An 8,918-nucleotide genomic window follows, 5' to 3' on the forward strand; every position below is an offset into this window, starting at 1 on the left:
ATGTGTTTTCTGCAAGAATCAAAATAGATGATATTTGAATTGGGTGAAAATGAAATTTTGCTTATGGCAAGAGTTTAAATTTGAAATATGAGAAGCTATCGCGCCAAGATGAGCGCCCTCTTTTATTCGATAACCAGGCGCATTAGATACATATCCTCGCCGTCGATCACGCTGATTTCGGAGCTTTTGCAGCGCGGGCAAGAAAAGTCGTTCTGCGTCAAATCCCCGCTAAAACCGCAGTTTTTACATTTTACGACGATTTCTTGGGTATGGATGATGAGATCCGCATTTTCGCAGACGGTGCCTACGCGAAAGACTTCGTAGCAGTTTTGCAAATAATGCGCTTCCACGCCGCTTAGCCGCCCCATTTTTACGTGCAGTTCCCTTATCTGCGGACTTTTTGCGATAGGTGTATCACAAAGCGTCTGCGGATTTGCATCCAAATTTTTATAAAAATCACCGTTTTTGCTGTTCGAGTCCGTATCCGCAACGCCCGTATTTTCGGTATTCTCGGTGCCTATGTCGGTATTTGCGAAATCCGTATTTTCATTGGCGGTATTGGCGATGTTACAGCGATTTTTATCGCCTTGCTGCGCCGCGCCTTTTTTCTTTGCTATTTCGGCGTTTAGCGCCTTTTCGCATAGCGCCACAAGATCCGCTACGATCGATAGTTCATGCATTTTTACCTCTAAATTTTACGATCTCGCCGTATTTTGTGCGAAATTTTGTTGTAAATTTAAAAATACGCCTAAAATTTAGGCATAAATTTGTGTGTAAATTTAACAAATCCTCGGCAGCAGCTCGCCTTTTGGAAGCTCCAAAAATCGCTGCGAGCCGTAGGCATTTTGCAAAATCACTCGCCCTTTTGCCGCATGCGAAGTTTGAAATTGCCCCGCCCTATTTTCTGACGCCGCATCCGTATCGCTTGTGCCCGTAAATTCGTCCTGCGCGCTAAGTCCAGGCGTTAAAGCGCCCTTAAATTCGCCTTTATCGTACCCTATTTCGCGTACCTCGCCGATGATTGCGGCGTTTGCGTCAAATTCGCGCAGTATCTCAAGCGCCCTATCCGCCTCGGCATCATCTTCTACGATCGCTACGAACGTGCCTTCGTTTGCAAGCTCATAAGGCTCGAAGCCCAGCAGTTCGCACACGCCCACCACTTCGTCGCTGATTTTGATATCCTCTTCGCGCACTAAAAATTCAAGCCCGCTGGAGCTTGCGAATTCGTTCAAAACCGCGCTAAGCCCGCCGCGCGTCGCATCTCGCATCGCTTGGATCTTCACGCCTTGCGAGATCAGCTTTTCTACCGCAGCGCAAAGCGGTTTGCAGTCGCTTTGTAGCTCGCTGCTTAGCGCGATTTCGTCGCGCGCCGCGAGTATCACTGCCCCGTGTCGCCCGATGTCGCCGCTAAGCAGGATTTTTGCACCCGCTTTGATGTTTTGCACGCGCGCAGGTCGCAAAACACGGCCGATGCCGCTAGTGTTGATGAAAATTTTATCGCATTTGCCGCGCGGCACGACCTTCGTGTCGCCGCAAACGATGCGAACGCCGCAGCTTCGCGCGGTGCTCGCCATCGAGTCCAGGATGCGTCGCAGCTCGCTTAGGCTAACCCCCTCCTCGATAATGAGCGCGCAGCTTAAAAACAGCGGTTTCGCGCCCACCATCGCAAGGTCGTTGACGGTGCCGCAAACGGCGATCTTGCCGATGTCGCCGCCATTAAAAAACAGAGGCGTGACGACGAAACTATCGGTGCTGAAAGCTAGCTCGCCGCTAGAGCTTGCCGCCGAATTCAAAGCAGAGCTCGGCGCCGCGCGATCAAAACCAGCCCCGGCGTCTAAATTTAAATCGTCTAAATTTAAATTTAGTATCGCACTGTCGTTGTTCGCGCGTAAAATTTCATTATCAAACGCCGCAAAGATCGTCTCGTTGATGAGCCTATTCATCTCCTCGCCGCCGCCGCCGTGGCTTAAAAGTATAGTTTCGTTCAAATTTTTCCTTTTCACTCGGTTTTAAATTTAAAGCCCGTATTCCGCAGCCGAACAAGCCGTGCCGCTACGGCGCGGCGCAAAATTTTAAAGCAAATTTAGCGCAACGTTTTTCTTCGATTAAAATTTTAAAGTACGACTTATTTTTAAAATTTACGCTCTGCGATACCGCGCGCAAAATTTAGCCCGCGTTCTTGACGTCGCCGTATTTATAGTACGCCGCGCACGCCCCTTCGCTTGAGACCATGCACGATCCTATCGGGTTTTGCGGCGTGCAGTGCTTGCCGAAAACCTTGCAATCATACGGGCTTTTTTTGCCGCGTAAAATTTCGCCGCAGATACAGGCCTTGCTCTCGGGAGCGCTCTGTACGCTGCAATCAAACTGCACCCTGGCATCCAGCGCCGCGTACTGCGGGCGCAACTTCATGCCACTTTTTGGAATTTCGCCGAGCCCTCGCCACGGAAAATCGCAAATTTCAAAATATTTATCTATTAAATTTTGCGCTTTTTGGTTGCCGCCCTCTTTTACGACGCGCTCGTATTCGTTGAAAACTTCGTAGGTGCCGGCGTTTTGCTGCTCCACCAAATTTAACACGCCCGCCATTATGTCAAGTGGCTCAAATCCGCTTACGGCGATCGGCTTTTTATAATCGCGCGCGATACTTTCGTAGGCCTTCGCGCCGGTGATCACGCTTACGTGGCTAGGCCCTAAAAACGCGTCTATTTGCACGTTCGCATCGTCCAAGATCGCTCGCACAGGCGCGGGCACCGTAACGTGGTTGATGTGAAAAAAGAGATTTTTTAGCCCCAAGCTTAGCGCTTTATCGATAAGCACGGCGCTCATCGGCGTCGTCGTCTCAAAGCCGATCGCAAAAAATATCACCGTTTTTTGCGGATTTTCCTGCGCGATCTTTATGCAATCAAGCGGACTATAAAGCGCTCTGATGTCGTGCCCCTCGCTGCGCAGCTTCTGTAAGCTTGTGTGAGAGCCCGGTACGCGCAGCATGTCTGCTAGAGTGCAAAAAATACTCTGCGGCATCGCGGCGAGCTTGATCGCCTCGTCGATGCGACTGCGCGGCATCACACACACCGGACAGCCGGGGCCGTGGATAAATTTTATATTGTCGCCGACCAGGCTAGGAAGGCCGAATTTCATGATCGAGTGCGTATGTCCGCCGCAAATCTCCATGATGTTTAGCGGCCTTTTGCTTTTGGAAATTATCAGCTTGCTAAGCGCTAAAATCAGCTCCTTATCCCTAAAATCCTTGATTAGATCCATTATTTACCTTAAATTTTACGGGTTTGCAAGCCGTTTTAATTCTCTGCGCCGGCTCTCGGCTCTATGCTTTGATATACGGAGCTCTCTTCCGCTCTCATCTGCTTTGCGATCTGCTCGTAAATTTCGATACTCTCCTTCGCTCGCTGCGTATCGATCTTCTCCATCGCAAAACCAACGTGGATCAGCACGTACTCCCCGACCGCCGCGGGCTCAGGGAGCAGATCCAAGCTCACGCCGCGGCGCACGCCCAGAGTCTCCACCGTCGCGAAATTATTTTCGTCGATCGAGATGATTTTTGAAGGGATTGAAAGGCACATTAACGAAATTCCTTCTTGTATTGTAGGAATTTCAGCCATTTCTCCACACCCTCGCCGCTTTTGCTATCAAGAGCGATGACGTCGGCTTTCGGATTGAGTTTGTGCACTTCGCGCACCACCTCCTCCATATCGAAGTCAAAATGCGGTAGCAGCGCTGTTTTGGTGATTACGACGCAGTCTGCGCGGCGAAATATCACCGGGTATTTTGCGATTTTGTCGCTGCCCTCGGGCACGCTTAGAAGCACTACGTTCAGGTGCGCGCCTACGTCAAATGCCGCAGGGCAGACGAGGTTTCCGACGTTTTCTATGAAAACCAGATCCAAATTTTTAGTATCGATATGATGAAGCCCCTCGTGAACCATAAAGGCATCCAGATGGCAGGTCTCGCCGGTGCTGATCTGATGGGCCTGCGCGCCCACTTTTATGATGCGATTGGCGTCGCGGTTGGTTTCCAGATCGCCCTCAATGACGCCGATTTTAAATTTGCCGCTTTTGATAGTGGCCTCAAGTAGCGTCGTTTTACCGCTACCGGGGCTACTCATCAAATTTAAACATAAAATTTTATCCTCGTCAAAATGAGCTCTGTTGTGAGCGGCCTCCTCGTCGTTGGCGCTTAAAATTTTACTCATCACCTCGATCGTCTTGGCGTCATTAATAGCGACATTTGCGTGGACGTGATCGTGCGCGTCGTGCTCGTGATCGATCCCCGCCTCGTGCATATGAGCGTGGGAGTGGACGGTGCCGTCCGCGTGGGTATGGAGATGCTCGTGCGAATGAGCGTTATGAGTGTGTCCTACTGAACAGCCGCAATCTTTACACATTTTTTATCCTTGGAAAATAAATTTTGCGCGTAAAATACCACGTTTTTGCTTTAAACGGCGTAAATTTGATAAATTTTATATCGAAGTGCGAAATTTTATAAAATTTAATGAGGCTTGAAATTTACGCGCTTTAGTTTTATCTAAATTTCATGCGTTGTTTACGAGGGCTCGACGCAAATTTAAAGCTAGCAAGCAAAGACGCTGCTTCTAAATTTTATCGCCTGCTCGCAGACTGCAAGTCGCACGGCGTAAATTTAGGGCTTGCGCGGCTGTGCAGCGGCTCAAAACAATAAAAAGTCGCCGTAGATAGGAGCGCGAAATTTAGGGCTTGCGAGCGGATTTTATCTGGCGCTCTACAATCTCGCGCGTGCTCTCCGGCGTGCCAAACATCATCAATGCGGCGGTCGTGCTCATATCCATTTTACGCTAGCTCGGCTTTGCAAATGCGGCACGAAAGCGGCACCTATAAAATTTAGTCGCGAGCTGCTGCGCCGGTTTCGTGCCTGTGTGTAAATTTAAACCCGCAGCAAGAATGCTTTTTGATTAAAATTTATAAAATTTGCGCTTTCGTTTGCCGCGTAAATTTAAACAAATTTTATTTGCACGCCTTGCGCAGCTACCCCACCCGAATTCGCTACTCGATCGAGAATCGCGCTGCACAACTCGCAAAAGTCGCGCAGCCGCTGCGTTTAAATTTAAAAGCACGTAAAATTTCGCGCGACGCGCTGTTTTCAAAAACGTGCAAAAGCCCTACGCTTCGGTGATGACCGCCTTTACGAGCTTGGAAAATTTTACCCCTTTTAGCGCGCCGATTTTGGCGCTGAGCCACTCAATCTTTGAAATTTTATCCCGCATCGTGATCTCCTCGAAGCAGTGGCGCTCGTCGATGTGGAAGTGGCTGGTGCTGACGATGGTGACGTTTGCGTGGTGCTCGATTTCTACGAGCTGCTCGATCAGATCGCTTTGGTGATGATCATACGCGATGCAAAGTACGCCCACGCAGTCATCCTCGCCATCTCCGTGAAGTACACCCTCGACCATCTTTTCGCGTATGAGATCGCGGATAAACTCGCTGCGGCTTAGGTATTGCTTGGCGCGCACCATCTCATCGAGATCCTCAAAAAGCTTCGTCGGCAGCGAAATGCTAAATCTTACGGCACCCTCTTTTTCCTCTTTTTTCATAGCTCCCCTCATTTCGCGTATTTTGAACGTAATTTTACCGAAATTCCGCTCAAATAGTAAGAATTTCGCGCTAATTTGGCTTATTTTTTAAAATTTAAAGCTCCAAGGCACCGCGCTTATTTTGAAATTTTGCTCGCGATTTCGCGTTGTATTTTAGTGCTAGCGCGATGAAATTTACCGGTGCTACGTTATTTTAATTCTACCGCGAGCTTGCGTTCAAATTTTAAGAGTCGGGCGCTAAATAGCGTCTTAGCTTGGGATCTGCGCAGTATCTAGCCATGCGCCGCGGTAGAATTTTACATCGATTGCCATAGCAGTGCGCCGTAATGCTATGGCAGACAACGGCGCGCCGTTAAATTTTAAAATTTTAACGTTTCGGCTACGACATATGAAGACGGCAAGGCATAAATTTGTTCGCTGATTTTGCGATTTTAGAAAAGCTAGCCTCGGTGGATTTTATCGCCCGTAGCGTTAGAATTTACGCAAAGAGCAGGCAGGGCGCAGAGCCATCAAATTTAGCGGCGAGATGAAACTAATAAATTTTACAAAGAGCGAGCTTAACGGCTATAATTGCGTTTTTTTGTGGACAAGTTTAGCGCGAAATTTCGCTTAAATATGCCGCGAGCTGCCCGTATGCGATGCCGCTGTCGTTGCAAGGAATGGCGCGATTTAGATGAAATTTTATCCCTCGCGCGCGCAGCTTTTCGCACGTAAGATTTAGAAGCGTCGCGTTTTGAAAGACCCCGCCGCTTAGCGCGACCTCGAGCCCCGCGCCCTCGGCGAAATCGGTGATGAAATTTGCGATGGCATTTATAAATTTCGTCGCGGCCAAGCGCGGCTCATCGCGCAAAGCTTGCAAAAATGCGTCTTTGTAATCGATCACGTAGCATTCGCCCTCAAGGCTCGGCGCGCAAGCTCTATTTTGCGGGGATTGATCGGCGTTAGAAGCGTCTTTGCTTTCAAGATTTATTAAATTCAGGGCGAATGCTTGGTTTATAGAATTTGCGGCGGAACTTTCATTCTTTTTATCGCTGCTTTCGGCGATGTTTTGGGCCGCTAGTCTAAGCTCATTTTTACTCGCCGTATCATCCGCAAGCTCTTTAAAATCGCCTTGCAACGCGCAGCCATCTTTCACGCCGCTATGATTTTGCGCATTTAAACCGCCCTGCCCCGCTTCGCGCGCCAAATCATCGGCGCTTCGTTGCTGTGAAGCGAAATGCGGCACGTTTTGGATAAAATTTTCGCTCGCTTTTTGCAGCCTAAATTTGTAGCTCTGCTCGCAACCGTCGATATATAGGTTCTCAAGTCGCATGCCCGCTTCGCCGTCGAAGCTGACGGCTCGTAGATCGCAAATGACCGCAGCAAACGCGTCAAACAGCCGCCCTAGCGAGCTTGAGCGGACGGCACGCGGCGAGATTTTTTCTAAATTTGCTACTTCGCTCGCATTAAATTTTGCCAAAAACTCGCGCGCAGCGTCCTTTGCATTAAATTTAAACACGAGAGCAAGCGCAAGCTTGTAGATGTTTTTGATCGCATTCTCGCCGCCGATAAGCGCGATCTCGTCGAATTTAGCCACGCGACGATAGCCGTGCGGGTCAAACACCATCACCTCGCCCCCCCAGATCGTGCCGTCCTTGCCGTAGCCGGTGCCGTCGAAGCAGAAGCCGAGGTATTTTTTGCCGCTAAAAAGTAGATCGTTTTGCGCCAGATTCGACACCAGATGCGCAAAATGGTGCTGATAGCGAACCACGGGGTATCCGCGTTGCTCGAAAAATCGCGTGTGCGAAAACTGCGGATGCAGATCCGCGATGACGGCGTCGAACTTCAGCTCGTAGGCGCGCACGAACATATCAAAAAGCGCGAAAAATCGCTCATTCGTGGCGACGTTTTTAAGATCGCCGATGTAGGGCGAGATGAAAATTTGCCCGTCTTTGTAGATCGCAAACTCATTTTTCAGCTCCGCTCCGAGCGCCAGGAAAGTGCCTTTGGTGCGGAATTTGCTAGGGAAAATTTTTGGATTCATTCCGCGAGATGTTCGCAAAAACAGCGCGCGATCTAAAGCGTCCGCTTCGGCGGAAAGATTTGTGTAGCTCGCCAAATTCGCGGTACTGGCACTTGCCGGTTTTGCGAAATTTGCGGAGCTTGTGGAATTTACTTCGTTTGCTAAATTTGCGAGATCTGCGGCGCAGGCGGATTTCGTTTCGCAAACAGGTTTCGCTTCGGCGGCGGAATTTGCGTCATTTTGGTTTTTTTGAGGCGCCGAATTTATGGCGTCGGAGTTGTTTTCGGAAATGAAATCTGCGGCGTCGTAACTTGTATCCGTATCGGAAAGTCTTTGCGAGCTCTCAAAATTTAGCCCGTCCGTGGAATTTTCCTTAAAATTTTGCGGCGCGATAAGGGTTTGTGTGGTTGCGGAATTCTGCGTTAGAATGGAATTTTGCGCAGAGTTTTCCGTCTGAGTGCAGATCGGAAGCGACGCGAAAATTTTGCTCGAATTGCAAGCCGTTTTTGAATCAGGCGCTAAAGTTCGCGCTTCAAATAGCGGTAAAAAGGCAATACTATCGTCGCTCGGCGTTAAAATTTCGCGATCATTATCCAGATAAAACGAAATTACGCAGCCCAGCTTCGCACGCAGCTCCTCGGCGTTAAAAATAATGGGCTCGCCACTAATGTTGGCGCTTGTGGCGACGATCGGGCGATCAAAATATTCAAAAAGCAGTAGATGCACGCCGGTATTGGCTAGGAAAATGCCGATTTTATTAAGGTTTGGCGCCACGCTTGGAGCGATAAAAATCGCACCCGCCCTAAAAATCACCGAAAAGCTCGCAGGTAAACGCACGAAATCGCCCATGTTATCGGGATATGCACCACGCACATCCATCGTGCATGTTTGCACGGAGCAAGAGCGTTGCAAACTTATCGTCTGTTGCGGACTGGGCTCGCACGTCGCACGCTGCAAGCCTACTCCATCCTCAGCATGTCGCAAGCTCTGAATATTCGCCGAATTTTGCGAAATAGACTCGTCCGGCGCAAGCCGAGAATCAGGCTCATTCGCCGCGCATCGCGAGTCTTGGCTATCTGCTGCGGACTGTAAATTTAATTTGTTAGTCGTATATCGCAGCTCCGCCTCGCCTTCTGCTTGCGGCGAGTTCAAATTTTTAGCCGCGCACTGCGAACCAGACCCATTCGATCCGCGTCCTAGCTCGTTTTCTGCGCTCCGCGAGCTAGATTTGTCTGCAACCGACGCATCGCAGGCGAAACTACGTCGCGCCGTTTTGCTAAAAATTTGCGCACTATGCAACCCGCCCTGCTCCGCGCAAACTCCAATATTTTG

General features: G+C 49.6%; 8 protein-coding genes and 1 pseudogene. 1 reads left to right on the forward strand and 8 read right to left on the reverse strand.

The window, feature by feature from the left end; all coding sequences use genetic code 11:
* Positions 1 to 122: 122 nt before the first annotated feature.
* The 5 genes from Q0413_RS05300 to hypB form a co-directional block, all read right to left on the reverse strand.
* Positions 123 to 680, reverse strand: a complete 558-nt coding sequence (locus Q0413_RS05300) for a hydrogenase maturation nickel metallochaperone HypA (RefSeq protein ID WP_298987928.1) — start codon at positions 678 to 680, stop codon at positions 123 to 125.
* Positions 681 to 779: 99 nt separating this feature from the next.
* Positions 780 to 1,988 (reverse strand): hydrogenase expression/formation protein HypE, encoded by a 1,209-nt coding sequence (gene hypE, locus Q0413_RS05305; RefSeq protein WP_298987929.1) that lies wholly within the window; start codon positions 1,986 to 1,988, stop codon positions 780 to 782.
* A gap of 178 nt (positions 1,989 to 2,166) precedes the next feature.
* Positions 2,167 to 3,264, reverse strand: a complete 1,098-nt coding sequence (gene hypD / locus Q0413_RS05310) for a hydrogenase formation protein HypD (RefSeq protein ID WP_298987930.1) — start codon at positions 3,262 to 3,264, stop codon at positions 2,167 to 2,169.
* 35 nt (positions 3,265 to 3,299) lie between these two features.
* Positions 3,300 to 3,581 (reverse strand): HypC/HybG/HupF family hydrogenase formation chaperone, encoded by a 282-nt coding sequence (locus tag Q0413_RS05315; RefSeq protein ID WP_298040960.1) that lies wholly within the window; start codon positions 3,579 to 3,581, stop codon positions 3,300 to 3,302.
* On the reverse strand, positions 3,581 to 4,402 hold the full coding sequence (gene hypB / locus Q0413_RS05320; RefSeq protein WP_298987932.1) for a hydrogenase nickel incorporation protein HypB: 822 nt from the start codon (positions 4,400 to 4,402) through the stop codon (positions 3,581 to 3,583). Before hypB ends, Q0413_RS05315 begins: the two co-directional genes overlap by 1 nt.
* A gap of 149 nt (positions 4,403 to 4,551) precedes the next feature.
* Between hypB and Q0413_RS05325 the strand changes: the two genes are divergently transcribed.
* The gene (locus tag Q0413_RS05325) at positions 4,552 to 4,695 is read left to right on the forward strand and encodes a hypothetical protein (RefSeq protein ID WP_298987934.1); all 144 of its coding nucleotides are present in this window, start codon (positions 4,552 to 4,554) and stop codon (positions 4,693 to 4,695) included.
* Positions 4,696 to 5,152: 457 nt separating this feature from the next.
* Here the strand turns inward: Q0413_RS05325 and nikR are convergent, their stop codons facing one another.
* The 3 genes and pseudogenes from nikR to Q0413_RS05340 form a co-directional block, all read right to left on the reverse strand.
* On the reverse strand, positions 5,153 to 5,584 hold the full coding sequence (nikR, locus tag Q0413_RS05330) for a nickel-responsive transcriptional regulator NikR (protein ID WP_298987936.1): 432 nt from the start codon (positions 5,582 to 5,584) through the stop codon (positions 5,153 to 5,155).
* A gap of 592 nt (positions 5,585 to 6,176) precedes the next feature.
* Positions 6,177 to 7,607 carry a hypothetical protein gene (locus Q0413_RS05335; RefSeq protein WP_298987938.1) on the reverse strand — a complete coding sequence of 477 codons (1,431 nt, stop codon included), beginning with the start codon at positions 7,605 to 7,607 and terminating at the stop codon, positions 6,177 to 6,179.
* Positions 7,608 to 8,135: 528 nt separating this feature from the next.
* Positions 8,136 to 8,465: pseudogene (locus Q0413_RS05340) on the reverse strand (Sua5/YciO/YrdC/YwlC family protein); the annotation flags it as partial.
* Positions 8,466 to 8,918: the final 453 nt, after the last annotated feature.

Origin of the sequence: uncultured Campylobacter sp. (assembly GCF_938045465.1) — a bacterium.
GTDB lineage: Bacteria > Campylobacterota > Campylobacteria > Campylobacterales > Campylobacteraceae > Campylobacter_B.

Excerpts from the sequence above, each read along its gene's own strand:
- Q0413_RS05300 (WP_298987928.1), bottom strand. The coding sequence starts at position 680 with ATGCATGAACTATCGATCGTAGCGGATCTTGTGGCGCTATGCGAAAAG.
- hypD (WP_298987930.1), bottom strand. The coding sequence starts at position 3,264 with ATGGATCTAATCAAGGATTTTAGGGATAAGGAGCTGATTTTAGCGCTT.
- Q0413_RS05315 (WP_298040960.1), bottom strand. The coding sequence starts at position 3,581 with ATGTGCCTTTCAATCCCTTCAAAAATCATCTCGATCGACGAAAATAAT.
- hypB (WP_298987932.1), bottom strand. The coding sequence starts at position 4,402 with ATGTGTAAAGATTGCGGCTGTTCAGTAGGACACACTCATAACGCTCAT.
- Q0413_RS05325 (WP_298987934.1), top strand. The coding sequence starts at position 4,552 with ATGCGTTGTTTACGAGGGCTCGACGCAAATTTAAAGCTAGCAAGCAAA.
- nikR (WP_298987936.1), bottom strand. The coding sequence starts at position 5,584 with ATGAAAAAAGAGGAAAAAGAGGGTGCCGTAAGATTTAGCATTTCGCTG.
- Q0413_RS05335 (WP_298987938.1), bottom strand. The coding sequence starts at position 7,607 with ATGAATCCAAAAATTTTCCCTAGCAAATTCCGCACCAAAGGCACTTTC.